Annotated in this window: 22 protein-coding genes and 1 riboswitch; of the genes, 13 read left to right on the top strand and 9 right to left on the bottom strand. The window is 60.7% G+C overall.

Translation table 11 applies throughout. The features are described 5' to 3' along the window. Nucleotides 1-96: 96 nt before the first annotated feature. Both ACI3L3_RS14520 and ACI3L3_RS14515 read right to left on the bottom strand, forming a co-directional pair. Entirely contained in the window at nucleotides 97-2,121 is a 2,025-nt protein-coding gene (locus tag ACI3L3_RS14520; RefSeq protein WP_404845871.1) for a ribonucleoside triphosphate reductase, read from the bottom strand. Beyond that, on the bottom strand, nucleotides 2,021-2,770 hold the full coding sequence (locus ACI3L3_RS14515; protein ID WP_404845870.1) for an anaerobic ribonucleoside-triphosphate reductase activating protein: 750 nt from the start codon (nucleotides 2,768-2,770) through the stop codon (nucleotides 2,021-2,023). Before ACI3L3_RS14515 ends, ACI3L3_RS14520 begins: the two co-directional genes overlap by 101 nt. A gap of 65 nt (nucleotides 2,771-2,835) precedes the next feature. Beyond that, nucleotides 2,836-2,994, bottom strand: a riboswitch (cobalamin riboswitch). A gap of 720 nt (nucleotides 2,995-3,714) precedes the next feature. On the opposite strand from ACI3L3_RS14515, the gene ACI3L3_RS14510 reads away from it, so the two are divergent. After that, nucleotides 3,715-4,194 (top strand): response regulator, encoded by a 480-nt coding sequence (locus ACI3L3_RS14510; protein WP_404845869.1) that lies wholly within the window; start codon nucleotides 3,715-3,717, stop codon nucleotides 4,192-4,194. Nucleotides 4,195-4,291: 97 nt separating this feature from the next. Here ACI3L3_RS14510 and ACI3L3_RS14505 read toward each other — a convergent pair whose 3' ends face one another. Next, nucleotides 4,292-5,422, bottom strand: a complete 1,131-nt coding sequence (locus tag ACI3L3_RS14505) for an iron-containing alcohol dehydrogenase family protein (RefSeq protein ID WP_404845868.1) — start codon at nucleotides 5,420-5,422, stop codon at nucleotides 4,292-4,294. A gap of 348 nt (nucleotides 5,423-5,770) precedes the next feature. On the opposite strand from ACI3L3_RS14505, the gene phnD reads away from it, so the two are divergent. The 4 genes from phnD to phnE (ACI3L3_RS14485) all read left to right on the top strand — a co-directional run bounded on the left by phnD (nucleotide 5,771) and on the right by phnE (ACI3L3_RS14485) (nucleotide 9,223). Continuing rightward, the gene (gene phnD / locus ACI3L3_RS14500) at nucleotides 5,771-6,784 is read left to right on the top strand and encodes a phosphate/phosphite/phosphonate ABC transporter substrate-binding protein (protein WP_404845867.1); all 1,014 of its coding nucleotides are present in this window, start codon (nucleotides 5,771-5,773) and stop codon (nucleotides 6,782-6,784) included. 92 nt (nucleotides 6,785-6,876) lie between these two features. Then, a complete protein-coding gene (gene phnC, locus ACI3L3_RS14495) occupies nucleotides 6,877-7,647 on the top strand; it encodes a phosphonate ABC transporter ATP-binding protein (RefSeq protein ID WP_404845866.1) in 771 nt (256 codons plus the stop codon). Continuing rightward, entirely contained in the window at nucleotides 7,644-8,432 is a 789-nt protein-coding gene (gene phnE / locus ACI3L3_RS14490) for a phosphonate ABC transporter, permease protein PhnE (protein WP_404845865.1), read from the top strand. Before phnC ends, phnE (ACI3L3_RS14490) begins: the two co-directional genes overlap by 4 nt. Beyond that, the gene (gene phnE / locus ACI3L3_RS14485; RefSeq protein ID WP_404845864.1) at nucleotides 8,429-9,223 is read left to right on the top strand and encodes a phosphonate ABC transporter, permease protein PhnE; all 795 of its coding nucleotides are present in this window, start codon (nucleotides 8,429-8,431) and stop codon (nucleotides 9,221-9,223) included. Before phnE (ACI3L3_RS14490) ends, phnE (ACI3L3_RS14485) begins: the two co-directional genes overlap by 4 nt. A 792-nt stretch (nucleotides 9,224-10,015) precedes the next feature. Here the strand turns inward: phnE (ACI3L3_RS14485) and ACI3L3_RS14480 are convergent. The 6 genes from ACI3L3_RS14480 to ACI3L3_RS14455 all read right to left on the bottom strand — a co-directional run bounded on the left by ACI3L3_RS14480 (nucleotide 10,016) and on the right by ACI3L3_RS14455 (nucleotide 19,406). Further along, the gene (locus ACI3L3_RS14480; protein ID WP_404845863.1) at nucleotides 10,016-10,885 is read right to left on the bottom strand and encodes a motility protein A; all 870 of its coding nucleotides are present in this window, start codon (nucleotides 10,883-10,885) and stop codon (nucleotides 10,016-10,018) included. After that, nucleotides 10,882-11,730 carry a flagellar motor protein MotB gene (locus ACI3L3_RS14475; RefSeq protein WP_404845862.1) on the bottom strand — a complete coding sequence of 283 codons (849 nt, stop codon included), beginning with the start codon at nucleotides 11,728-11,730 and terminating at the stop codon, nucleotides 10,882-10,884. Before ACI3L3_RS14475 ends, ACI3L3_RS14480 begins: the two co-directional genes overlap by 4 nt. A gap of 158 nt (nucleotides 11,731-11,888) precedes the next feature. Further along, on the bottom strand, nucleotides 11,889-14,105 hold the full coding sequence (locus ACI3L3_RS14470) for an EAL domain-containing protein (protein ID WP_404845861.1): 2,217 nt from the start codon (nucleotides 14,103-14,105) through the stop codon (nucleotides 11,889-11,891). A 137-nt stretch (nucleotides 14,106-14,242) separates the two neighbouring features. Further along, nucleotides 14,243-15,100 (bottom strand): DUF3108 domain-containing protein, encoded by an 858-nt coding sequence (locus ACI3L3_RS14465; protein WP_404845860.1) that lies wholly within the window; start codon nucleotides 15,098-15,100, stop codon nucleotides 14,243-14,245. A gap of 126 nt (nucleotides 15,101-15,226) precedes the next feature. Continuing rightward, entirely contained in the window at nucleotides 15,227-17,311 is a 2,085-nt protein-coding gene (locus ACI3L3_RS14460) for a molybdopterin-dependent oxidoreductase (RefSeq protein WP_404845859.1), read from the bottom strand. A gap of 814 nt (nucleotides 17,312-18,125) precedes the next feature. Then, nucleotides 18,126-19,406 (bottom strand): (Fe-S)-binding protein, encoded by a 1,281-nt coding sequence (locus ACI3L3_RS14455; protein WP_404845858.1) that lies wholly within the window; start codon nucleotides 19,404-19,406, stop codon nucleotides 18,126-18,128. Between the two features lie 522 nt (nucleotides 19,407-19,928). On the opposite strand from ACI3L3_RS14455, the gene ACI3L3_RS14450 reads away from it, so the two are divergent. The 8 genes from ACI3L3_RS14450 (at nucleotide 19,929) to nuoK (ending at nucleotide 25,172) form a co-directional block, all read left to right on the top strand. Further along, nucleotides 19,929-20,312, top strand: a complete 384-nt coding sequence (locus ACI3L3_RS14450) for an NADH-quinone oxidoreductase subunit A (protein WP_404845857.1) — start codon at nucleotides 19,929-19,931, stop codon at nucleotides 20,310-20,312. Further along, complete coding sequence (locus ACI3L3_RS14445) at nucleotides 20,288-20,818, top strand: NADH-quinone oxidoreductase subunit B (RefSeq protein WP_404845856.1); 531 nt, start codon at nucleotides 20,288-20,290, stop codon at nucleotides 20,816-20,818. The genes ACI3L3_RS14450 and ACI3L3_RS14445 overlap by 25 nt, the downstream gene beginning before the upstream one ends. Continuing rightward, nucleotides 20,819-21,418 carry an NADH-quinone oxidoreductase subunit C gene (locus ACI3L3_RS14440; RefSeq protein WP_404845855.1) on the top strand — a complete coding sequence of 200 codons (600 nt, stop codon included), beginning with the start codon at nucleotides 20,819-20,821 and terminating at the stop codon, nucleotides 21,416-21,418. It abuts the gene before it with no gap. Between the two features lie 72 nt (nucleotides 21,419-21,490). After that, nucleotides 21,491-22,648, top strand: a complete 1,158-nt coding sequence (locus ACI3L3_RS14435) for an NADH-quinone oxidoreductase subunit D (RefSeq protein ID WP_404846049.1) — start codon at nucleotides 21,491-21,493, stop codon at nucleotides 22,646-22,648. Next, the gene (nuoH, locus tag ACI3L3_RS14430; protein WP_404845854.1) at nucleotides 22,645-23,652 is read left to right on the top strand and encodes an NADH-quinone oxidoreductase subunit NuoH; all 1,008 of its coding nucleotides are present in this window, start codon (nucleotides 22,645-22,647) and stop codon (nucleotides 23,650-23,652) included. The genes ACI3L3_RS14435 and nuoH overlap by 4 nt, the downstream gene beginning before the upstream one ends. Before the next feature lie 57 nt (nucleotides 23,653-23,709). After that, a complete protein-coding gene (locus ACI3L3_RS14425; RefSeq protein ID WP_404845853.1) occupies nucleotides 23,710-24,270 on the top strand; it encodes a 4Fe-4S binding protein in 561 nt (186 codons plus the stop codon). A gap of 81 nt (nucleotides 24,271-24,351) precedes the next feature. After that, nucleotides 24,352-24,867 (top strand): NADH-quinone oxidoreductase subunit J, encoded by a 516-nt coding sequence (locus ACI3L3_RS14420; protein ID WP_404845852.1) that lies wholly within the window; start codon nucleotides 24,352-24,354, stop codon nucleotides 24,865-24,867. After that, on the top strand, nucleotides 24,864-25,172 hold the full coding sequence (gene nuoK / locus ACI3L3_RS14415) for an NADH-quinone oxidoreductase subunit NuoK (RefSeq protein ID WP_404845851.1): 309 nt from the start codon (nucleotides 24,864-24,866) through the stop codon (nucleotides 25,170-25,172). The genes ACI3L3_RS14420 and nuoK overlap by 4 nt, the downstream gene beginning before the upstream one ends. Nucleotides 25,173-25,174 lie beyond the last annotated feature (2 nt).

Raw genomic sequence — 25,174 nt, 5'->3', positions numbered from 1 at the left:
GCATGCGCATACCGCGCAGAGCGTGGCATGGCGACAAAAAAGCGGCCCCGGCATTGATGTGCCGGGGCCGCGTCTGTTTATCGTACAGCGCCGCGGTTAGCAGCGGTCGCAGACTTCGTGGAACACAACGCGGTCGTCATATTCGGCCTGCTTGCCCTTGTTCCAGCGGGACACGGGGCGGTAGTACCCGACAATGCGGGTGTAGACCTCGGCATCCTGACCGCAGGTGGGGCAGGTGAAGTGCTCTCCGGCAATGTACCCATGCTCGTTGCAGATGGAGAACGTGGGCGTAATGGACAGGAAGGGCAGCTTCGTATTGGTGAAGGTTTTGACGATGAAGTTCTTGAGCGCTGTGGTGTCGGAGACGGCTTCACCAAGGTAGGTGTGGAACACGGTGCCGCCGGTATACATCGGCTGGAGCTTGTCCTGATGCTCCAGAGCGAAGACCACGTCGTTGGAGATGCCGACGGGCAGGGCCGTGGAGTTGGTGTAGTACGGCACGCCGTTGCCCGAGGAATTGATTTCCTTGTACAGCTGCTTGTCAATCTTGGCGAGGCGGTAGCTGGTGCCCTCGGCCGGGGTGGCTTCCAGATTGTACAGGTGGCCGGTGTCCTCCTGGAACTTGGAGGTCAGCTCCTGCAGGTGCTCCAGCACGCGCTGCATCAGGCGGGTGCCTGCTTCGGTCTCAATGCCTTTGCCCAAGAGGTTCTGGCAGGCTTCGTGCCCGCCCACCAGTCCAATGGTGGAGAAGTGGCCGTCAAAGCCGTTTTTCAGGTAGCGCTGGGACCACGGGAACATGCCGCGCTCAAGGTTGTCGTTGATGAGCTTGCGTTTGAACTCCAGCGAGTCGCGCGCCATGGTGGCGTACTCGGTGATGATGTCGAGGAAGTCTTCCTCGCCCTGCGCCAGATAGGCCAGCTTGGGCAGATTCAGGGTCACCACGCCGATGGAGCCGGTCAGGTCGCCCGCGCCAAACAGGCCGCCGACCTTTTTGCGCAGTTCGCGCAGGTCCATCTTGAGGCGGCAGCACATGGAGCGAACGTCCTCGGGGTCCAGGTCGGAATTAATGAAGTTCTGGAAGTAGGGCACGCCGTACTTGGCCGTCAGCTTCAGGAGCAAATCGCCGATTTCCGATTCCCACGGGAAGTTCGCCGTGATGTTGTACGTGGGGATGGGGAAGGAGAAAATGCGCTTGTGGTAGTCGCCGTCGAGCATAACCTCAAGGAATGCGCGGTTGATCCAGTCCATCTCCTGCTGGAAGTCGCCGTAGGTGGCGTCCTGCAGCTTGCCGCCAATGATGACGGCCTCGTCGCGGATGTGCTTGGGGCAGGTGAGGTCAAAGGTCATGTTCGTGAAGGGGCTTTGGCCGCCCCAACGCGAGGTGGTGTTCAGGTTGAACACAAATTTCTGCATGGCCTGACGCACCTGCTCGTAGTCCAGCCCGTCGTGACGGATAAAGGGCGCGAGGTAGGTGTCTACGTTATTGAAGGCCTGCGCCCCGGCCCACTCGTTCTGGAGCGTGCCGAGGAAGTTGACCATCTGCCCGAGGGCGGAATCAAAATGCCGCGCGGGACCAGCGCAGGAACGGCCCTCAAGGTTGAAGCCCTCCAGCAGCAGGTCGCGCAGGCTCCAGCCTGCGCAGTATCCGGCAAGGCCAAAGGACAGGTCGTGGATGTGGAAATAGCCGTGCTCGTGCGCCTGACGGACTTCTTCCGGATACTTCTCCAGTGCATAGCGCGCCTGAATGGAGCCGGAAAGGTGCAGCATCAGCCCCTGAAAGGAGTGCGACATATTCGCGTTTTCCGCCACGCGCCAATCCGCCTTCGACAGGTAGGTGTCGATGGTGTCCTTCACATCCAGATAGGCGTTGTCGTGGGCGCGCAGTTCGCGGCGGCGTTCGCGGTAAATGATATATTTCTTGGCAACCCCGTACATGCGGGATTCCATCAGGACCTGCTCCACGAGGTCCTGCACGTGCTCTTGCTCGGCGACTTCGATGCCGCTCAGCTTGGATTCGACCTTACGAGCCAGTCGCTTGGAGAGCAGCGGATCCTTCACCCCGTTGGCTTGCAGCGCCTTCAGGATGGCACTCGCAATCCGCTCCAGTGACCACGTCTCCATGCATCCGTCTCGTTTCAGAATCTGTCTGGGCATCTGACGTCCTCCGAGGTTCTATGTATTTTTGTTCGGTGAGGGGGAAGCCGGCGGGCAGGTACCCGCGGACCGTTTCGATGTCCGTATCGGTGAGCAGGGGCACCCGGGTGGTGCGGAAGTAAAAGCGTCCGGGGTTGTCCTGCGCCATGGCGAAAATACGCTCAACATTGTGCTGCGCCGTTTCGGCGGAGACGGCGTTGCCGGTAAGGGCCGGGTACTTTTCGTAGGGACCTTTGACGTCCACGGCAAAGGTGGTGACATAGCCCGTTGCCAGCATGTCGGCCACCACGCCGGGATTCATGGCGTTGGTGTCGAGCTTGATGGCATAGCCCAGTGCGTGGATGTCGGCGAGGATGGTCTCCAGACCGTCCACGGTGGTGGGTTCGCCGCCGGTGATGGTGACGCCGTCCAGCCATTTGGTGCGGTTTTGCAAAAAGCGCATCATGGCGGATTGGTCAAGGGTCGGCAGCGTGTCGTGGTGCCATGCCATGGTGGCATTGTGGCAGGTAGGGCAATGCAAATTGCACCCGCCAAGAAAGATGACACAGCAGGTTTTGCCCGGCCAGTCGCACAAGCTAAAGCGTTCAAAGCCACGAACGGATTTCCAGGGTTGCATGTACTGCATTCCTAACGCGTTGGAGAGTTAGACACGAAGCCGCCACGCCCCGCGTTGGCGCTTCGTTTTCTTTAGAGTGCTTCGGACCGTGGTCTGGCTTCCCGCGGGGCTGCTGGGTGGCGGTGTGGTGGTCGCCATGTCCGCCAGCGGCGGCGCGGGTTACAGGGGCAGAACCGCCCCGGATTCGCACCGGGTTCACCAGTGCCGAAACGCCTCGAAGAGGAAGAAAATCAGTAGTAATTTGAAGTGCTTATGAAAAGCAGATAATTTCTAGAAGCATAGTCCAAAAGCGCCATGAGGTAAAGGGGTGTTGGAAAACTGACGGGTTAGTCGAAAACGCAAGTATTTCATGCGTTTTAGAAAAAAAGGGCCCAAAAGGGGTGAAAATCCACATGGTTGTCCACAAGGTATATTTCTTAACAGCCCGAAATAGCAGGGGATAAACTTTGGTGTGTGGAAAGTGTAAGATTGCCGACAGCGCCCTGAGCGCCGCAGGTGCAGGAAAGTGCGCGCGCGGCGGGCATGGATGGTGCGCATTCCGGATGGGTGTGGACGGTTTTGGCTGATTGTGGGGAGAGAGAAGGGTGTTGAAAAGCATTCTCAATGGGGATCTGTTGATGGCCACACAGGAAAAAGAGTCATAAATCAAGGCGGCCTGCGCGCTGCGGAGACCTTTTGGCCGTTGCGGGGTGGTGTGGACAAGTCTGCAACATGTTGGAATAGCAGTGTTCTTGTGCATGGCAGGAGAAAGGTGTGGCGTAAGCCACCGCCGGACAGGCAGATTTGGCCGAAACATTGACAAAAAACGGTATGTATATTCTATACTAGGGAACGTCTGGAATTCCCGTGTGTTTGTCAGAGTTGGGTACGGGGTGGACAGGCGTTGTGTGATGGCGTGCATGGGAGGCGCTTGCAGAGGGCCGGGGCAATTCTGCAAACACGGCATGGCCAAGGCAGTTATGGATGATGAAATAAAGCGTGGGAAAAATGGGGCTGGCAAGGCCAGTGCGGCGCGGCGCGATGCGGGGCTGCCGCCACTGGAGATACTGCTGGTCGAGGACAATCCGGTCAATCAAACCGTGGTGCTGATGATTCTCAAACGGGAAGGGCACCGCGTTACAACCGTGGGCGACGGCCAACAGGCACTGGATATTCTGTGCAAGCAGCGTTTTGACGTGGTGCTTATGGACATCCGCATGCCGGGGATGAATGGGGACGAGGCCACGCGCCGCATCCGGACGCAGGAATCCGGGGTGCTGGACTGCGAGATTCCTATCATTGCCATGACGGCCTACAGCACCAACGAGGATGTGGAACGCTTCCTTGGTGCGGGGATGGACGCCTTTGTGGGCAAGCCCATGACGTGGGAGACCGTCACCCAAACCATTCGCGAGACATTGCGCGGCAAAGGGCGTTTGGAATAGCGCGCTATGCCCTGTGGGCGAGACCACGCACAAAGCCCCGAGCAGGAGACTGTTCGGGGCTTTGTGCGTTTATGGAGAGGGCGCCCGCCCATGTGACCTAAGCCAGCAGGCGGTCCAGCAGCCAGTTTACATGCTCACGCGTGATGGGCAGCGGGTTGGCCTTGGTGGACCCGGAAACCAGCACCTCTTCAATAACGGCGTCGCGGTCGGCAAGCGTTTGCCCGGAAAAGGGGTTCTGGATGCCAAAGTGCGCCAGCAGGGCGTGGACGGTTTCCCAAAGGTCTGCGCCGATGGCATCGCTCATTTCCATATACTGCGCGCCCATGGTTTCGCGGTTCAGTTCGATGGCAACGGGGAGGCAGACGCCGCAGGTCAGGCCGTGGGGCTGGTGGAAGCGCGCGCCCAGCGGGTGGGCAAGGCCATGGACCACCCCAAGGCGCGAGGACGCAAAGCCCACCCCGGCAAGGAAGCTCCCGAGCAGGATGCCCTCGGCATGGGGCAGGGGGATCTCTCCGTCGGTGGCGGCGTCATAGGCGCGGGGCAGATGCTCCGCCAGCAGGGTCAGCCCGCGCAGGGCCAGCGTTTGCGAGAACCACGTGGCGTATCTGCTGGTGTAGGATTCAATGGCCTGCGTCATGGCGTCCAGCCCCGACGACGCCACAACCTTGGCCGGGCATCCGGTAAGAAGTTCGGCGTCCAGGAGCACCACCTGCGCGGTCATGGTGGGGCTGCGGAAGGACTTTTTGACGCCCGTTTCGGTGTTGGTGAGCACCGAGACGGGCGTTGCTTCGGAGCCGGTACCCGCCGTGGTTGGGACGGCAATAAAGGGCAGGGTGTCGCCGATGATGGTTTCGCCATCGTGGTACTGCTGCACATCGCCGGTCTGGTGATAAAGCCCGGCGCAGCCTTTGGCGATGTCCAGCACACTACCGCCGCCCACAGCGGCAATCCAGTCCGCACCGTGCTCGCGCGCGGCGCAGAGCAGGTCGGTTAGCTGATGGAGGGTGGGCTCGCCGCCGGGATGCTGCCATGCGCGGCAATCCATATCGCCGGGGCAGTCGCCAAGCAGGCGGGCCAGTGCGCCGGATGCGGCAAGGCTCGCCCCATGGACAAGCACGCCCCGTGGCCCGAACCGCGCCGCATGGGTAAAGAGCGAGGACAGCGCTCCGGGGGCGGTGGCGGTGGTGCGGGGCGTGCTGAGCAGCTGGGGCAATTGCATAAGGGGCATAACGTCTCCTCCGTCGTCAGGGCGGCGCTGGTGATGGACCGCGCCAGCTTGGGCGCGGCATTGGCCGCCGGGGATTGAATCAAAAAATGGGCAGAAACCATCGCAGGAATTCGCGGGCATCGCAAATGCGCCTGCCATAGAAAAAACCGATACAAGATCGTAATAATCTTGTGAAAAGCGGGGAAATCATATAAGGGCACCGCAGGCGGGCGTGGAAATTCCCGCCAAGAGGATGCAGGGCATCCTCTGTGTTGCAGTGTAATGGAGGCCGCGGCGTGTGGGGTTCAAGCCGCGGTACGAGAGTCGAGAACGGAGTCCCGTTTGAAACAACCGATTGGAGGGTTTCTGATGGCCAAGAGATTTCTTACCGCTCTTCTGGTCCTGCTGATGGCTGCCAGTGCTAGTGTCGCCTTTGCTGGCGACTGCCTGAACCGTGGTCAGCTTGACGAATTGTATTGTGATGAGGACGGCGACCTGGTGGCAGATAGCCCCAAGGACGAGTCCGAATGGCTCGACCCGAGCACCCTGGTCTTTACCTACACGCCTGTTGAAGATCCCGCAGTGTACAGGGATGCCTTCGCCGATTTCCAGGCCTACCTTGAGAAAGCTACCGGCAAGCGCGTTGTGTACTACACCGTGCAGTCCAACGCCGCCGAAGTTGAGGCCATGCGTTCCGGTCGCCTGCATATCGCTGGCTTCTCCACCGGCCCCACCGGCTTTGCCGTGAATCTGGCCGGCTTTGTGCCCATGGCCGTTAAGGGCTACGCCGACGGCTTCCAGGGCTACAACCTCATCATGATCGTCCGCGCCGACAGCCCCTACAAGAAGCTGGAGGACCTGAAGGGCAAGGTCGTGGCGCACACGTCCGCTTCCTCCAACTCCGGCAACCTCGCTCCTCGCGCGCTCTTCCCCAAGGAAGGCCTTGTCCCGGATAAGGACTACCGCGTGATGTACTCCGGCAAGCACGACCAGTCCATCATGGGCGTTGCCCACGGTGACTACGACGCCGCTCCCGTCGCCTCCGACGTGTTCGACCGCATGGCCGAAGCCGGCCGTATCGACCGCGACGACTTCCGCATCATTTACCGCAGCGCCAAGTTCCCCACCTCTTCCTTTGGCTACGCGCACAACCTGAAGCCCGAACTGGTGCAGAAGATTGTTGGCGCGTTCCACACGTACCGCTTCCCGCCTGCAATGCAGGAAAACTTCAAGGGCGCCGACCGCTTCTATCCCGTCACCTACATGGCTGACTGGAAGATCATCCGCGACATCGCGGAATCCACCGGCACCTACTACAACAAGGATGGCCTGAAGAAGATGGCCGCCAAGGAAGCCGCCAAGCGGGCGAAGAAAAAGAACTAAACCCGATCGCCTTTTGGCGTGACGGAGTGAAAACCCGGAAAGGCCAAGGCCTTTCCGGGTTCATACGTGTAAAGAACTGGAACAGCGTACCTATGAAGAATGACTCAGAGCGCTCCTTGCGCATCGACAACCTGGTAAAGGAATATGTAGCGGGAAAGCCTGTATTGAAAGGCATTTCCTTTGAAGTGAGCGGACGATCCACCACGGCCATCATCGGCCCGTCCGGTACGGGCAAGTCCACCCTCATCCGCTGCATCAACAGGCTCATCGATCCCACCAGCGGCAGCATCAGCATCTCCGGCCTGGACATCACCAACCTCTCCGGCAGCAACCTGCGCGCCGCCCGCCGCCGCATCGGCATGGTGTTTCAGGAGTTCAACCTCGTTGAGCGTCTGTCCGTGATGGAAAACGTGCTGTGTGGTCGCCTTGGCTATCTGCCTGTATGGCGTGCATGGCTGCGCAAGTACCCCAAGGATGACATCGAAAGGGCATTCCACCTGCTGGACAGCGTGGGCCTGCTGGAATTCGCCAACGAGCGTGCGGACAGCCTGTCCGGCGGCCAGCGCCAGCGTGTGGGCATTGCCCGCGCCCTGATGCAGGACCCGCACATTCTGCTCGCCGACGAGCCGACTTCCTCGCTGGACCCCAAGACCTCCGTGGAAATTATGGAACTGCTCAGCAAGGTCTGTACGGACCGCAATATTCCTCTGGTGGTCAATATTCACGACGTGAACCTCGGCAAGCGCTTTGCCGACCGCATCGTGGGTATGAGCAAGGGCCATGTCGTCTTTGACGGCGCGCCCGATGCCCTCGGTACCGAGCATCTTCAGGAAATTTACGGCGGCAAGGATTGGCTGCAATGAGTTCGGTGGCAGAGCGAAGGGAAACGCCCTTCAAACCAAATTGGTGGGCGCGGCTGGGCTACCTGCTGGCCATTGCCTATGCGCTGTATGCCATGTCGTATCTGGACATCACGTGGAGCCGCTTCATTCAGGGCTTTTCCAATGCCGCAAGCTTGCTCGGCGAGATGGTGCCGCCCAATTTTGAGCGCTGGCAGCTGCTGATCCGCAACATGCTGGAGACCATCCAGATTGCCGTCATTGCCTCGGCGTTTGGCGTGCTGTTCTCCCTGCCCATCGGCCTGTGCTCCGCCCGCAACCTGATGCCCGACTGGCTGACCTGGCCCGCGCGGACGGTGATTTGCATCTGCCGTTCGTTCCACCCGGTCATCTTCGCCATCCTGTTCGTGAAGGCTGTGGGCTTTGGCCCGCTGGCTGGCATCCTGACGCTGATTTTCGCGTCCATCGGCTTCATCGGCAAACTGTTCGCCGAAGCCATCGAGGAAATCAGCCTCAAGCCCGTGGAAGCCGTCCGCGCGTCCGGCGCACCGTTTATGAGCGTGCTCATCTTTGCGGTGCTGCCGCAGGTGTTTAACCGTTTCGTTGGCTTCTCGTCGTATCAGTTCGACGCCAACCTGCGTAACTCCACAATGGTCGGCATCGTTGGCGCTGGCGGTATCGGCGGCACCCTGTTCGCCGCGTTCCAGCGCTTTGACTACGACTTCCTCGCCGCGATCCTGATCTCTATCATCGCCTTGATCATGGTATCGGAATTTCTGTCGGTGAAAGTGAAGGCAATGTTCCGATGAATGATATGATGAAATGGGAACGGTTTACCCCGGCCGAGCGTCTGGCTCGGTTCTCGTTCTATCTGTGTGCGGTGGCGCTCTTTATGTGGTCCGTCAGGACCGTTGAAGTCATCCCGGAGTTCCTCTACGACGCGCCCGCGCAGGTGCAGGACCTCTTTAACCGCATGTGGCCGCTTGATCTGGCGTACTATCCCGTGGGACTGCATGTCCCCCTGATGGAAACCCTGCACATCGCCACGCTGGGTACACTGCTGGCTATTGTGCTGGCCGTGCCCGTCGGCCTCATGGGTGCCAATAACATCACCAAGATGCCCCTGCTGAACTGGCTGGCTAAGCTGATCCTCGTGTCCTCGCGTACAGTGAACTCCCTCGTGTGGGCGCTCCTGTTCGTGGCCATGTTCGGCCCCGGCGCACTGGCAGGCGCAGTCGCCATCGGCTTCAGGTCCGTCGGCTTCTGCGGCAAGCTCATCGCCGAAGCGCTGGAAGAGGCCAAGGAAGGCCCCGTCGAAGCCCTGAAAGCCGCGGGCGCTCCGTGGCCTACAGTGCTCCTCAAGGGCTACTGGCCGCAGGTCGCCCCCGCATTCTGGGGTATTCTGCTTTTCCGCTGGGACATCAACGTGCGTGAATCCGCAGTCATCGGCCTTGTCGGCGCAGGTGGCATCGGCATGGCACTGGATACGGCCCTCAACCTCTTTGAGTGGGACCGAGTGGGCGTTATCCTGCTGTGTATCTTCACCATCGTTATCCTTGCGGAAATCTTCGTCACGAATATCCGTAAGCGCATTATCTAATCCGCGCCGCCCAAGGGCGCAGATACCGATTCTCCAGCGGGGAGAGGACACCAGTCCTCTCCCCGTTTTTTTTGACCGCGCGGCCAAACGTATGCTTGCGACGTGCGTTTTTTGGTCTCCGACGGCTTAAGGGAGTGACTCCCTTAAGAATCCCCATATGGAGGGCGAAGCGTGGTGGCTGGGAATGGGCAGCACGCCACACGCCCAGCTCCCAACCCCCATGGGAGGATTGTTAAGGATGAAATCCTTAACCCCCCGGAGGGAACAGAAGTGAGGCGTCACCACCAACGTACGCCCCAAACGCGTGCCTACGACGTGCGTTTTTTGGTCTCCGACGGCTTAAGGGAGTGACTCCCTTAAGAATCCCCACATGGAGGGCGGAGCGTGGTGGCTGGGAATGGGCAGCACGCCACACGCCCAGCTCCCAACCCCCATGGGAGGATTGTTAAGGATGAAATCCTTAACCCCCCGGAGGGAACAGAAGTGTGGCGTCACCACCAACGTACGCCCCAACGCGTGCCCGTGCCGTGCGTTTTTTGGTCTCCGACGGCTTAAGGGAGTGACTCCCTTAAGAATCCCCATATGGAGGGCGGAGCGTGGTGGCGGGGAAAGGGCAGTACGCCACACGCCCAGCTCCCAACCCCCATGGGAGGATTGTTAAGGATGAAATCCTTAACCCCCCGGAGGGAACAGCAGTGAGGCGTCACCACCACCGTACGCCCCAACGCAAACAGCGCCGAAGCAGCTTAGTTGCTTCGGCGCTGTGGTGTTGTCAGCGGGGTGAGGTGGGGCTTAGTGCGTTTCGACGGCGGTGGATTTGGCCGCGCTGGCTGGTGCGGGGGAGCCGCTTTGGCGCAGGCGCGCGGCGCGCAGGTATTTGCGGCGGATGTCTGCGAAGCTGTCGTGGGCTTCGGTGCGTGCTGCCGGGGTCAGGAACGAGGTGAGCTTCTTTTCCAGAATGTGGGTGTTTGTTTCGGTCTTGATGGCGCAGACGCCCTCAATGATGATGTGCTGGAGGAGCAGTTCACGGTCGGTCTTGCTGCGGATGTTTTCTGCTATGGGGGAGAGCACGATGTTGCCCAGCAGGATGCCGTACAGCGTGGAGATGAGCGCGATGGGGATATAGCGCAGAACCTCGCCTGTGTCGCCAAGGCCGGTCAGCAGGCCGATAAGGCCGATGACGCTGCCTGCAAGGCCAAAGGCCGGGGCATAGGCGGCCATGCAGCGGAAGATGCGTTCGTTGTGCTGCCTACGCTGGCGGAAGAACATGCTCTCAGTGGTGAGAATCTCGCGGATTTCGTGATCCGGATAGTTGTCTGCCAGCATTCGCAGGGCGTCGCGCAGGAAGTAGACGGTGGTCTGTTCCTCCATGCGCTCAAGGCTGGTCAGTCCGTCCATGCGCGAACGGATGGCCATATCCAGCAGGACGGAGATGACCTTGTCCGGATGCGTGCCAGGGGATTTGTAGGCTCCCCGCGCTACTGACCATGCGATGCGGAGTTCGGAAAGCGGGTAGGACAAAAGGATTGCCGCGCATGTGCCCGACGTGACAACGAGGAACGCCTCCAGATTCAGGTAGACGCCAACGTGCCCCGTGAGGATGAACGAGACAAGAAAGATGATGCCGAAGAGACAGACGCCGATGATGTTCGCCCGTATCATGAGTGCTCCCTATCGGGTTGGTCCGGGCGCGAGAGTTCAATCTCCACCCTGCGGTTTCTGGCCTTGCCTTCCCCGGAGAGGTTGGGGGCGGCCGGTTTGAACATGGAGTGCCCGCTGATGGTCACCTGCTCCGGCGCAACGCCGCGCCGCTCGGTCAGGTAGCGGGCCACCTGTGTGGCGCGGGCGGTGGAAAGCTCCCAGTTGGTGGGGTACTTGGGAGTGTGCACCGGGTAGTTGTCCGTGTGTCCGTGCACGTGCACGTTGTACTTGGCCTTGGCGATGATGCCGGAGACCATGTCGAGAAACCGGCGTCCTTCGGGCTTGATGACCGCGTCGGTCCGGTCGAAGAGCATGGGGCCGTGCATACTCAGGCGGATAACGTCGCCCTCCATCTCGATGGAGACATTTTGAATGCCGGATTCGCCAACGATGGCCTTGCAGCGCTCAAAGAGTTGATGCGGGCCGGGGCTGGGATGGATGCCGGTCTTGGGGAAGGAATAGACGGGCACTTCGCCCTCGTGGCGGCCCAGTTCGTCTATATCCTGCACGTTTTCGTGTTCGACATGCCCACGGAAGGCCAGCAGAAAGTCGCGCTTGGCGCTGGCGTAGACGAAAAGCACCGTGAACACGATGAACATGGTCATCATCAGGTCCGCCCATGGGATGGACCAGTGGAACTGCGGCATATCGTCCGTGGGCGCAAAGGCGCGCTCCATGGCGTCAAGACTGTGACGCGTTCTGGAGTGCGAGGGCGCGCCGCTGGGTGTGCCCGTCATGCTTTCGGCGGGGCCGGATGGCGGCGTCTGCCCGCTGCCCGCGGTGTTTTGTGGTGGTTGCTGTGACATTGACGCCCCTGTTGCTGGTGAATGGAGAGTTGCCTACCACCTGCGCAGAAGCAAAAAGTGGTCCATGCGCGAAGAGTGCTGTCCATTCATGGAAGCGAGGGGCGCTTCGTCAAGGGCGGCAGGGGGTTGCCTGCCGCTGGGGAGGGATGGAATGTCGGCTATTCGCCGAACTTTTCAAAGGGTACGGGGCGCGAGAAGAAAAATCCCTGCCCATACTCGCAGCGCAGGTCGGAGAGGAGTTCACGCTGGTCCGCGCCCTCCACGCCCTCGGCGATAATGCTCATGCCGAGGCTGTGCCCAAGGGCGACCACGGCGCGGATAATGGGTGTGGTGTTGTGCGCATCGGCGAGGCCGGACACAAAGGAGCGGTCAATCTTCAGCGTATCCACGGGGAAGCTGTGCAGGTGCGACAGGGACGAGTAGCCAGTGCCGAAGTCGTCGATGGCGATGGTGATGCCCTGCTGGCGGAGCTTGGTGAACAGTTCGCGGGCGTGGTCCGGCGAGGTCATGGCCGCTGTTTCGGTAATTTCCAGCTTGAGCGCATGGGGCGGAACATTTGTTTCGCGCAGGATGGTCGCGATGTCGTCGGCGAGGGTGGTACAGCTAAGTTGGACGCCGGAGAGGTTGACGCTCATGGTGAAGTCGCCGTTCGGGGCGGCTTTGTCCCGCAGTGCGGCGTACTGCTCGCAGGCGCGGCGCAGGACAAACAGCCCGAGTGGGACGATAAGGCCCGTCTTTTCCGCTACGGAGATGAACTCGTCCGGCGGCAGCATGCCAAGGTCCGGATGATTCCAGCGGACAAGGGCCTCTGCGCCGCGGATGCGCCCGGAAGCCAGCTCCACCAGCGGCTGGTAGTGCAGCACCAGTTCGTCATTGTCTAGGGCGCGGCGCAGGTCATTGGCAAGGCGCATGAAGCGCTGCGCTGAAATGTGCATGGCGCAGGAGAACACGGCGTGGCGTCCCGGACCATCCTGCTTGGCCTTGTGCAGGGCAGTGTCCGCGTCGCGGACGAGGGATTCACCGTCCATGCTTTCCCCCGCGCCGATGGCGATGCCGATGTAGGAACTCAGGTAAATGCCGTCGTCCGTCACGGGGAAGGGGCTGGCAAAGCGGCGCTGGATTTCCCGCGCAATGCTGATGGCCCGCGCTTTGTCCTCCACCTGCGGCAAAAAGGCCGCGAACACGTCGCCACCAATGCGCGCCGGAACCATGCCGTAGGCCTTGAAGGACCGCAGGCGCTCCGCTGCGGCGCGGATAACGGCGTCCCCTGTGGGGTGCCCGAGGCTCTCATTGACCAGCTTAAATTGCGCCAGGTCCAGCATACACAGCACTGGAGACAACCCCGGAGCCAAGTGCCCAATATGGCTGTTGATGGTGCGTACGAGGTTGGTGCGGTTGGGCAGGCCCGTCAGCGGGTCGAAGTACGCCTGAAAGAGCAGCTGCTCTTCGGAGTCCTTGTGGCGCAGAATATTGGCGATGGTCTGCGACGCATGGATGAGAAATTCGCGCTCCGGTGCGTCGAAGCTGTGCGGCGCGTCCATGATGATGGTCAGCGCGCCGAGGAAGGTGTTGTCCTGCATCAGCGGGACGCAGGCTTCCTGATGTTCCACGGCGGTTTTGTCGCTGGCTTCACCTGGGGAACTGATAATGTGCAGAACCTCGCCGCAACGCAGGCAGGTCAGACCGGGAGTGGGACCGTTTCCGATGTGCGGGCACATATGCGGTTGCATGGAGCGCGACCCCCGGCTGGCCGCAAGGTGGTAGCTGCCATCGTCCTGCGTAAGGAATATTCCGGCGCTGGCGCCTTCCTTGGCCCACGGCAGGGCCAGCAGAATGTCCAACGCGTGGTTCAGGGTCGTTGTGGTGGACAGCGACGCAAGGGACAGCCCCAGTAGCTTGTTCAGGGCTTCCTGAAAAAGATTGTCGCGCAGAAGCTCATACGTGCGCTGTTCCACAAGGTCCTCAAGGTGGTCGAGGTACAGGCGGTTGAGCTGGCCCTGACTGCGCATGGTCAGGTGCAGGCGGATGCGCGCCAGAAGTTCCTGCGGCTGAAAGGGCTTGGCGATGAAGTCCACCGCGCCAAGTTCCTCAATGGTGCGCATCATTAGGTTGGGGGCCGTGCAGTCGGACAGAATGAGGATGGGCAGGTCGCTTTCCGCGGCCTGCGAACGCAGCGCGTGGCAGGTGGCGGTGATGTCCTCGGGCGAGGCTCCTGCGTCCAGCACGACAAGGTCCGGCGGAAGTGCCGCAATGGAGCGGATGGCCTCGGTGTTGTCCGTAGCGTGGCGGACCGTATAGCCCGTCTGGTCCAGCAGGGCGGATGCAGGTGTTGCGCCGTGGCCAAGGAGGAGTATGGATTCGTGGATGTCGTGCATGAGCGGTCAGGAGCCTATGTAAAACAGGGGAAATGTGTTGATTGTTCAATAATGACTGAATGTTCCAAGAAGGGCAAGGATGCGGCCAGAAAAATTCCGTTCCCCTCTGGGGGGCCTTGCGGGGGCCGCGTCGTTCCTTAGTTGGCTGGCCTTGGCGGAGCCATTTGCGCCGCACCTTCAACTGCCGGGGCCGACTGCTGCGCGGTGCTGGGCCGCGTGTCTTCCCTGTGTGGCCGCCCCGGAACTATATCCGTCAGCACGGCAAAGAAGCGTCCGACAATGACGCGGCTGGAGACTTGCACCGGAATCTTGCGCTCATCCGCCGTAACCCACACAAGGAGGCGGGCATCTTTGCTCTTTTTGAACACGCCGCCGATGTGCCGGAGCTCCGGCTCCACAACCCACGTGTCAAATGTGCCAGCGGGTACGGTCAGCCGCTCTCTGCGCAGGACGGTGGCCCGGCCCATAACGCTCTTCACCCCGTCCGTGACCGGGGCGTACAGTTGCGCCCCTTTCTTAAGCGGCATGCGCCGGAACGCATAAAACACCGACAGCGGGTCAAACGTGCCGGGCAGGATGAGAATAGGGTCCTTGGGACCATTGATGATATTGGCGTACTGCGCCTGACCCGTCTCCCACAGAAACGACACCGTGATGTCGCGCTTGTAGCTGCCCTCGCGCTGGCGCTGGGTGTAGTGCACGGATTTTTCAAGGTCCGGAGCCGTATAGGCGTTTACCTCATCGCGCACGGTGTAGAAGATGTCCGCAAAGGCATTGGTCCACGCCTTCATGCGAAAGTGCAGCGCCGGCGCGTTGTTTACCTGTGTGTGCGGCAGCACCTCCAGCGTCGCCGTCCCCGCGGGGATGGCCTCCCACCGTAGGCTGTAGGTAAGCTTTTCGCCCGGAGCAAAGGGAAGGCGCGCCGCCGTGGCGTTTTGCGCCGCGCAGCCGAGGAATATGCACAAGGCAAGTGCTGTTCCCAGTATGTGCCGCATAACGTCCTCTCCCTCAGTGGTTCGTCAAAATCCTTGTCCCAGTGACGGGTCCCTTGTCAATACGAAATCGGCCGGGGCCTCCGCTAGGAAGCCCCGGCCGGGGTGCTCGTGGTGGGTGCGCCGCAGTTAGGACGGTTTGGAAATGGTGATAAAATGCTCCTGCATAGCCACGCCGCCGCCGGCGGGGTCGCACTTTTCAAGGCCGCCTTCCATCAGTTCCTGATCCGCAATGCCGCGGCTGGAGCGCGTCTCCGGCGGGAGCTTGTGCCCGAATCCGTGTACCACAAAGGCCGCCTCCGGGTGGATGAAGTCCGTCACAAAGGCCACGGTGCGCGCGCTGTAGGAGCCGTTGGAAAGCTCCACTTCGTCGCCGTCCGCAATGCCCATCTCCGCCGCGCGTTTGGTATTGATCCACACGGGGTTGATGGGCATTTGCTCGTTCAGCATGGTGTTGTTGACGGTGTGCCCCTGCGTATGCAGTGCGCAGCGCCCGAACGCAATGCGGAAGCGACCTTCCGGCGGGCGCTCCGGGCTTTCGTAGGGCTTCAGCGAAGGCAGGTTCATGTCTTCCAGCTTCTCGCAGATGACTTCCAGCCGTCCTGACGGAGTGGGGAAGGAAAAGTCGTTCATGTCGCGGTACAGGGGCTTTTCCGCCAGCCAGACTTCGCCCGTGGCGTCAAAGTCCTCAACGCTGACGCCAGTGTCCGTCAACTGGTAGTTCCACATATCCTCGGCGGAGTCGAAAGCGAGGGCGTCGAAGCCCATGCGCTTGGCAATGCCGCCCAGAATCTCCCAGTCCGCGCGGGTGTCGTAGCGCGGTTCAACAGCGCGGGCGCGGCGGAAGAAGTAGGACTTCAAGCCGTTCTTGGTCGCCAGCGGGGATTCGCGCTCAAGGTAGGTGGACATGGGCAGCACAACGTCCGCGTGCCATGAGGAATCGGACCAGCTGAACGTCGTTGCCACGATGAGGTCCAGCTTTTTCCAGATGTCCTTGACGCGCTGCTGGTCCGGCAGGGCGTGGAGCGGGTCGTGCCTATGGATGAAATACGCTTTGATGGGGTACGGGTCTTCGCTTTCGATGGCCTCGTACGCCTTGTTGATAAGGCCCGGTCCCGCGTCGATGTGTTTGAGCTTCCAGCCTGCGCCATCGGCGCGCTTTTCTTCAGGCTTCGGGAACAGGTCCGAGAACGCCTTCAGGCCCTTGCGGCCAAAGTCTTTGGGCTTGTTGACGATGGGCAGGCCGCCCTTGGCGCCAATGGATCCCAGCAGGGCGTTGATGAGGTAGATGCTGCGGCACACATAAAACGAATCCATGTACCGGGCCACCATCCAGCCGGGATGCCAGATGACGGCGGGCGCGGCCTTTTTCAGTTCCTTCACGAACTTTACAAGGTCGGTCGCCTTGATGCCCGTTTCTTCTTCCGCCCATTCCGGTGTGTACGGCTCAACGAACTTTGCCAGTTCGTCCAAGTCTTTAATGTGCCGCTCGGCGTAGTCCGCATCGTACCACTTGTTCGTGATAAGGCAGTTAATCACCGCGAGGTTGAACGCATAGTCCGTGCCCGGCCGGATTATAAAGAAATTGTTCGCCTTGCTGGCCGAGATGTTCGCGCGGATGTCAATGACGCTCAGCTTGCCGCCAGCCGCCAGGCTGTCCAGCGCGCCGTTGACTTCCTTCACGTTGATGGCTTCAAACAGGTTGCGCGTTTGCAAAACGATATGCTTCGTGTTCTTGAAGTCATACGCCACGCCCTTGCGCCCAAGGCCCATCACGGACTTTGCCGCGTGCAGCACGTTGCGCGCGCACGATGCGTCGTGGTTACAGTAATTCGGCGAGCCAATCCCGCGCATGAACGCCTTGTGCAGGTCCGCAAACGGGCCACCACGGTCCGACCACAGCACGCTGCGCGGGCCGTGCGTGTCAATGATGCCCTTCAATCTGTCGCAGATATAGTCCAGCGCTTCGTCCCACGTTACACGGCGCCATTTGCCCTCGCCACGTTCGCCTTCGCGAATCATGGGGAACTGTGGGCGCTCGCTGTCTTCATACAGCGCGCGTCCCGCGCCGCCGCGCGGACACAGGCCCCCAGCCATGCCGGGGTCGTGCGGGTTGCCTTGGATGAAACCGAGGGAGCCAGAGTCAACCTCGACCATAATCGGGCAGCGGACGCTGCACATGCCGCAAACGCTGTACACCTCTTTTGTGGGCATTGTGTGCTCTCCTGACGCGGTGATGGGACGGATGCCGTCTTATGACGGCGGGCCGGACGTTGTGCCAGCGGACGCCGGTCTGAGCCATCCGCGTGATAGTCGTTCTCGCATATCAACTACATGGTCGCATCCGCTGCGCGCAAGGGTTGGCGGCTCTATCGTGAAAAAGTTCACGAATAGGAGCCGTAATCGTTCGATATCCCGGTGGGCTACAGAAAAAACAGCCACCAAGGATCCGCGCACCCTAGATGCGACAGCAAGTATGACGCAAACCGCCCGCTTAGGGCAAGGCCAGAGTGCATCTGGCCGAAACTCATAAGGTTTGTGGTGCCATGGGATAGGCCGGGTCGTAATGCGTGGGGCAAGAGGTTGCCTCCGGCGGCTTTAGCTCTTAGTCAGTTCGGCCTGAAAGGACGAAGGGGCTTAGAGATAAAGATAGCAGCGCTGTTTAAGGGGTGCGACCCCTTAAAAATCCCGAGGTTTTCGGGCTGGAAGCCAGCCCGAAAAAGGGGGGGGGTGGCCTTTTCCTCCACGTTGGGGGAGTTGGCCGTGTGTGTGGGACGCCGTTGCTGGGGCCGGATAGAGGCCGCGCGTCCGGAACGCATCACTGGCGTATAAATGGGATCGTTAAGGGCCCACGGCCCTTGACCCTGCGGAGCAAAAAAAGGCCGGGGCATTGCGCCGGAGGCACGTGTCCATTGGTTAGGCCGGGGGCGTTGCGCCCGGTGTGGCGGGCGCGCAAAAAGCCCCGCGTTTCGATCACTGCGTGGTGATGAAGCGCGGGGCTTTGGTTGGTGCGGGCGCCTTGGGCGGTTTAGTCGCAGAGGGCGGCCAGTTCTGGGCCGAGGTATCCTCTTTCGTCTTCGCCGAGGATGCCGAGAGAGAGGCAGATGAGGGTCCAGAGGTGGACGGTCTTGTAGCCCCCGCTGAAGTGGTGGGCGAGGTCCTCAATCTGCGAGTGGCAGTTGTGGCAGGGGGTGATGCAGTATGCGGCCCCTGTTGCCATGATCTGGTCGAACTTCTTCTTACCGTAGGCGTGCCGCGCCTCGGTGTAGCCGGACTGGAGGAAGCCGCCTCCGCCACCGCAGCAGTAGTTGTCTGCTTTATTCGGCCACATTTCGATGAGGTTCTCTTCACCGACCACGGATTTTACCACAAAGCGCAGGTCATCTGCGAGGGGGTCGCCGAGGGTCTTTCGCACCATCTGACAGGGGTCCTGCAGGGTGAACTTGACTTTGGCGTCCTTGTTCCAGTCGGCGTTGACTGGGAGTTTTCCTTCGCGAATCCAGCGCGCGTACCACGGGATAATGCTGTTCAATTCGAAGTTGGCCTTAATGCCGAATTTTTTGAGTCCGGACCGGACTGCATAGAATTCGTGGCCTCACTCAGTGTTGAGCCAGACATTACAGCCCAGCTCATGAACAGCCTCCACTTTGGTTTGAACGTTTTCTGCCCATGCGGCGTCGTTTGCGGCGAACATGCAGTAGTTTTCTGCGGCCCATCCTTTATCGGAATAGGTCCAGTCCGCGCCGACCACGTCGAGAATTTTCCACAGGGGGATCATTTCTTCGGGCTCGGTAACGGGCTCGCGGGAGTTTTGGTTCACAAAAAAGTGCGCGCCCTTCTTGTTGATGGGGGCCTTGAGTTCTGTATGGGCGGGCTGGGTCTCGTGGACTTCCTCCAGCACGTCCTCGACGACGAATCGGAAGTCTTCGGGCGAGGTGCCCATGGCGCTCATCGTGGGGGTGGAGAGGGCCATTTCGCAGGACTTGACGATGCCTTTTGGGCGTTTGTCGATGGGCCATGCGGCGCGGGCGTTGTAGACCAGCTGCGGGATGTCAATCTGCATGGGGCAGACGCTGACGCAACGCTGGCACATGGTGCACATCCAGACCCATGGCGTGGATGTGACTTCCTCGTCCAGACCAAGGGAGGCCATGCGCAGGAACTTGCGCGGGTCCATCCCTTCCAGCCCGGTGGCCGGACAGCCGGCGGAGCACTGCCCGCAGGTCAGGCACATGTTTAGATGCCCACCTTCGGGAAGGAGCTGCGCGACCTTGTCTTTGAAGGACTGATGTTTGTCGGATGTATTCATAGCGTTTGTCTCGGGTTTTGCTGCGTAGAGCGGTGGCGCAAAATCACTATAGACTCTTGGAACGGGATGCAAGGTTTTCCTTGTCGGGAGGTCTTTGTGGGTTCGGTGCGTCTGGAAAATTTTTTGGTGAATTTCGTGAAAATTTCAAAAGAAACGAAAGAGCGTGAGAAGGGGCGGCACTATTGGCGGGCGGACTGGAGCTACTCAGTTGTGTGAATAGAGTGCAATAGCAGGGGTGGGACAAGGAAAAAGTGACGCCTGGCTGACATGGAGAGAGGGCGCCAGTGCAAAACGACGCAAGTTTATAGCAATAAGCCTGTGATTTGACATTGTAAAGGCCTTTTTCCATTTGTGAACGGATGATCGAAGTAGACGCTCTTGACACGGGGAATACAAATGTGATTTCGACATAATAACCCGGAAAAATCAGTAACTCGGGTTGTATCGGATGCGGAATGTTCTGATGCCGATTCCCATCGTGTTCCTTTGCATAGGTGCTTTAGCCACAAGGAGTAGCGGCCGATGGTCTTTACATGGTTGAATCTGGCGATCCTGTTGGCACTGCTGTTCGGATTTACGTTCGCAGCGGGGCCTATACTGGGTGCCTTGCTCCTCTCCCCCAAGTACCGGCGCGGCGCAATAGGCATGCCGTACGAGTGCGGTATGCAACCCTACGGTTCTCCCAGTTGGGTGCGCTTCGGCATCAACTATTACGTCTACGCCCTTCTCTTTCTCGCCTTTGACGTGGACGTTCTCTACCTGTTCCCCGTTGCGGCGTATTACCCGTTTAGTTTCGGCTGGTGGCCGCTCATCAAGGTGACGATCTTCATCGTCGTTCTGGCGCTTGGCTGCGTCTACTTCTGGAAGAAAGGGGTGTTCGAATGGCCGCGGAAGATTTCGTTCTGAGGAAGGCGGAGGTCGGCACAGAGCCGCCTCTGGTGAATCTGGAACTCACCAACAAGATTTTGGACGTCTGCCGCGCGATGTCGCTGTGGCCCATGACGTTCGGTCTGGCCTGCTGCGCCATCGAGATGATGTCCACCGGCATGGCGCGGTTCGACATTTCGCGTTTTGGCGCGGAGGTGTTCCGGCCCTCGCCGCGTCAGTCGGACCTGATGATTGTGGCGGGCACCGTCTCCAAGAAGATGGCCCCGGCCCTTGTCCGCCTGTACGAGCAGATGCCCGCTCCCAAGTACGTCATCGCCATGGGCAACTGCGCTATCAGTGGTGGCCCGTTCAAGTTCAAGGGGCAGTACGGCATCATTGAGGGCGTGGACCAGCTTATCCCTGTGGATGTGTACGTTCCGGGCTGTCCGCCGCGCCCCGAAGGGCTGCTGGAGGGCCTGTTCAAGTTGCAGGAAAAGATGACCGGTCGCCGCTGGTGGCCCGAGCCGCCGACAGGGGAGGAGTAGATGAGCATGCAGTGGCTTGAGGAAATGAGCACCGTCTGCAACGCCATGTGCGACCCGGACGTCTGCGGGCAGAACTGGCGGCTTGTGCTGGAGCCGGTGCAGCTGCGCCGCGCGGCGCGCCGCATGCTGGCAGAGGGCTATTTTCTGGAAGATATTACCTGTCTGGATATGAAAGAGGGCATCGTCGTCCTCTATCATTTTGACCGGTACTCGGCGCACGGGCGCATCACGCTCAAGGTGGTGCTGCCGCACGACGCCGCGCAGGTGCCGTCCATTGCGGGCATCTATCAGGGCGCGGAGTGGCACGAGCGCGAGTGTATGGACTTCTACGCCGTGACCTTTACCGGCAATCCCAACCCCAGCCGCCTGCTTTTGCCTGACGACATGGACGAAAAACCGCTCATGAAGCCGGAAAAGAAGCGCGTGAGCATGCTGGAGGTCTTTTGCATCACGGATTTGGTGCACTGCTCGACGGACCACCCTGTGGCCAAGGCCATGGAGGAAAAGTTCGCCGCCATGAAGGAAGAGCAGGCCAAGGCCGAAGCCAAAGCTGCTGCTGAAGCAGAGGCCGCACCGGCGGAGGATGCCAAGAGCGAATAGGGCTGGGACTGCGGCATGGGCCGGAGGCGAGAGCGGAGCACGTTGAACAAGGGATGACGCCATATGCTGAAAATGGATGAAAGGTTGCATGGTGACTCCTACTGCCGGCATTTCGAGCAGGGGCCGGACCGGGATACCATGATCATCAACATGGGGCCGCAGCACCCCTCGACCCACGGCGTTCTGCGCATCGTGTGCGAGCTGGACGGCGAGTATATCCGCCGCGCCGAGCCTGTGCTTGGCTACATCCACCGCATGCATGAAAAGATGGGCGAAACCAAGACGTGGTGGCAGTTCCTGCCCAATACGGGCCGTGCAGATTACCTGCATGCCATGGCATGGGGCCATACCTATGTGCTGGCGGTGGAACGGCTGGCGGGCATTGAGGTGCCCGAGCGCGCCGAGTACCTGCGGGTCATCGCCACCGAGCTGAACCGCATCGCCTCGCACCTCCTCTGGTGGGGCGCGTATCTGCTGGACCTTGGCGCGTTCACGCCCATCATGTACGCCTTCGCGGACCGCGAAATCATTCAGGACCTTCTGCAGGAGCCGACCGGCTCCCGCCTGACCTACTGCTATCACCGATTCGGCGGCGTCAAGGCCGACGTCAGCGACTCCTTCATCGAGGGCGTGCGCGACTTTGTGCGCTACGAGCGCGAGCGCTTCCCCATGTACAAGGACCTCGTCACGGACAACATCATCCTGCGCAAGCGCGTGGAGGGCATCGGCGTCATCGACGAAGACTGCTGCCGCCGCTACGGCGCGACGGGTCCCGTGGCGCGTGGGTCGGGCATTGACTACGACTGCCGCCGCGACGAGCCGTATTCCATCTATGACCGCTTTGACTTTTCCATTCCCGTGTACACGCAGGGCGATGCTCTGGCGCGGTACATGGTCCGCCTGGAGGAGATGGAGCAGAGCCTGCGCATCATCGAACAGGCGCTGGACCAGCTCCCCAAGGCCGACGGCAAGCACATCGCCAAGAAGGCGCCCAAGCCCAGCTTCAAGGCTCCGGCTGGTGAGTCCTACGCCGCCACCGAGGGCGGGCGCGGCAAGATCGGCATCTATGTGGTCAGCGACGGCTCCAAGACGCCGTATCGCATCAGACTGCGCGCGCCGGGCTACAGCAACCTGAGCCTGTTTGCCGAGGTGGCGCAAGGCTCCCTGCTGGCGGACGCCGTGTCCATTCTGGGCAGCCTTGACCTTGTTATCCCGGAGATCGACCGATGAACACAGCCGAGATGATCTACGGAATTCCCCTGCCGCTTTTTCAGATCGTCGTGGGTCTTGTCCTGCTGGCGGCCTTCGTGGGCGTGAACGCCGTGCTCCTTGTGTGGATGGAGCGCAAGGTTGCCGGTCACTTCCAGCGGCGTCCGGGACCCTTTGAGGTTGGGCCGCATGGTCTGCTCCAGACCGTGGCCGACGCCGTGAAGCTGATTGCCAAACAGCTGTTCGTGCCCGAAGGGGCAGACCGGTGGCTGTTCTGGGCCGCGCCGTTTTTGGCGTTTTTGCCCGTGTTCGTGACCCTGCTCCCCATTCCGTGGGGGGACATGCTGGTGGTGCAAAAGGCCAACCTTGGCATTTTGCTGATTCTGGCCTTTGCGGGCATTGGGGTGCTGTCCCTGTGTTTGGCGGGCTGGGCCTCCAACAACAAGTGGTCGCTCCTTGGCGCGGCGCGCGCCGTGGCGCAGAGCGTGGCGTATGAAATTCCCATGCTGTTGGCCGTGCTGTCCGTTGTGATGATGACGGGCACCCTGAATCTGTCCGAAGTGGTGGAGGCGCAGGGGAGCTGGCCATGGCAGTGGCTGGCGGCCTCTCAGCCCCTGGCCTTCGTCATCTACTTTACCTGCGCGGTGGCCGAGACAAACCGTGCCCCCTTTGACCTGCCGGAAGCCGAATCCGAGCTGACGGCGGGCTTCCACACCGAATACTCGGGCATGGGCTTTGGCCTGTTCTTCCTTGCTGAGTACGCCAACATGATTGTGGTGAGCGGCGTGGCCGCGGCCCTGTTCCTTGGCGGCTGGCGCGGTCCGGGTATGGACGGCGTGTGGTGGTTCCTCATCAAGGTCTACGCGCTCATCTTTGTGATGATGTGGTTCCGCTGGACGTACCCCCGCGTGCGGTTCGACCAGCTGCTGAATCTGGCGTGGAAGTGGCTGATACCGCTGGCCATCATCAACCTGCTTGTTACCGCCGTGTTGGTGAAGCTGTTCTCCATCAACTATTACGTCTAGCCGCAGCACCCGCCGCCCAAAGCGGGCGGCGACGACCGTAGCGAGGTGTCCGAACCGATGAACGCGTGCAAGTCCGTCAAGACGATGAGAGACACGGTAAAGGGCCTGTGGAGTCTGCTCGTGGGCTTGCGGGTGACGGGACAAAACTTTGTCCGTCCGCAGCTGACGGTGCACTACCCGCGCAAGACCGTCGACAATATCCATACCTATCACGGGCACATCGAGTTGGTGGGCAAGCCCAAGGAGCCGGCAGTGCCCAAGTGCATCTGCTGCATGCTGTGCGTCACCAGCTGCCCGTCTGGCTGTATCTCCGTGATCAAGAAGAAGGAGCCAAAGCCCGCCGCCAAGGAAGGCCCCGAAGCCCCCAAGGAGATGGTGGGCGAGGTAAAGGGCAAAACGGAGCCGCCCAAGAAGAAGCCCGTCAAAACGCCGTCCAAGTGGAAGCTGGACTACAACCTGTGCAGCCTGTGCGGCACCTGCGTGGAAGTCTGCCCGGTGAAGTCCATCCGCTTCTCCATGGACGTGTATCTGGCCGGGTACGAGCGAAACGACTTTGAATACGACCTTCTGGCCCGCCTGCGTGAGCAGGCCGGAGAGGGTGGCGCGGACGAGGAATAGGGGCGCGGTCCCAGGCGGTCGGCAATTATTCCAACCAACGCGCGCAACCTGCGCGCATAGCAGAGGAAGGCCTGATACTCGATGGATACCCTGATCTTCGCCAAGATGCTCTTTGCCCTGTATGCCGTGGTCATACTGCTGGGCGGCTTTATGGCCGTGCTGGCGCGTGACCTGGTGCGGGCCATGGTCGGGCTGGTGCTGACCATGTTCGGTGTGGCCGGGCTGTATCTGGTCATGAATGCACCCTTCATCGCGCTGATGCAGCTGCTTATCTACATTGGCGCGGTGGTCGTCCTTATCTTTTTCGCCATCATGCTGACCCGCGCTCCTGCCGGCGCGGAGGAGCGCCAGTCCCGCAGCGCGCGCCAGACGGTGTTGGCCCTGCTGGGCGGCATCGCTCCGGCGGTGATGCTGGCGCTCATCTGCATCAAGGTGCCGCAGGTGTCCATCGGCAGTCCGGCCGAGGTCGGCATCCAGCAGCTTGGGCGGGGGCTCATGCAGGACTACATCCTCGCGTTTGAACTTATTTCCGTTGTGCTGCTTGTGGCCATGGCCGGAGCCGTGGTGCTGGCATGGGAGAGGAGGAAGGCACGATGACACCGCTGGTCCTGTATCAACTTGTGGCGCTTGCCCTGTTGGGCATTGGCCTGTTTGGCATCATACACCGGCGGAGCTTGGTGGGCATGCTCATCAGTGTGGAACTGATGCTCAACGGTGCGGGGCTGTCCATTGTGGCGGCCGGACAGTTGACCCCGGCAAATGCGACGCTGGCCCAATTGTCCACCCTGCTCGTCATGGGCCTTGCCGCTGCCGAAGCGACACTTGTGCTGGCCATCATCCTGGTGGTGGTCAAGCGCTTCGGCGGCGAGGACAGCCAGGAAATCTCCGAACTGAAGGGGTAGTA

The organism is Desulfobaculum sp. SPO524, assembly GCF_044987625.1.
Taxonomy (GTDB): domain Bacteria; phylum Desulfobacterota; class Desulfovibrionia; order Desulfovibrionales; family Desulfovibrionaceae; genus Desulfobaculum.
Note: the sequence above shows the minus strand (reverse complement) of the source record. Positions and strands in the feature narration are given on the sequence as shown.